The following is a 618-nucleotide window of genomic DNA, read 5'->3' on the forward strand; positions in this document are numbered from 1 at the left end:
CGAAAAAAACGCTGCTTATCTTCCTCGGTAATTGAGGCAAACAGTTCGCTGCTTCTTTGAGATGGGATGACCTCACCGTAAGGATGCTGATGGAGTGCAGCCCAATGGGGAAACCGACTCAGAGGATTTTTATCCTCCAGAATCAGATAATAGACAATGGAAAGAATTTGGCGGTAAATGGTGGGGAAACAGGTTTTTAGGTCATCGATCACTCCGGTGATCTCCCCGATACGGTCAAACAGATACGTCGCACCATAGAAATTACGACCCGGAACAGTTATGGTTACGGGGCCTTGCGTTGCCTTTGCTGTGACTGGCAGTTGCTTTTTCTTTCGCGTGGGAACAATCTCGTTTGTCTCAGGATCCACCCGGCCAATGCATTTGCGTCTTGCCCGGGACTGCTTTTTCTCTTTGTCCCAATGAGATACAGATTCATAAGCGTAGACGACCCCGGTTTTTTTGTTCTTTTGATACACGATAGCTGACATATACAACTCTCCCTTTTCTCGTTACATCAATATATATTGTAACGATAAAAATTGCAAGGGAATTGTATGATTTTTATATTTTTTTAATGACTTATATCATATTCTCGTTACAATTTTCCGGGAAGGCAGG

1 pseudogene is annotated in these 618 nt (G+C 43.5%); it reads right to left on the minus strand.

Annotated elements, in window-relative coordinates:
- Window positions 1-488, minus strand: a pseudogene (locus tag ACYQ2M_RS25225) (IS1634 family transposase); the annotation flags it as partial.
- Window positions 489-618: the final 130 nt, after the last annotated feature.

The organism is Desulfocicer niacini (assembly GCF_054657595.1).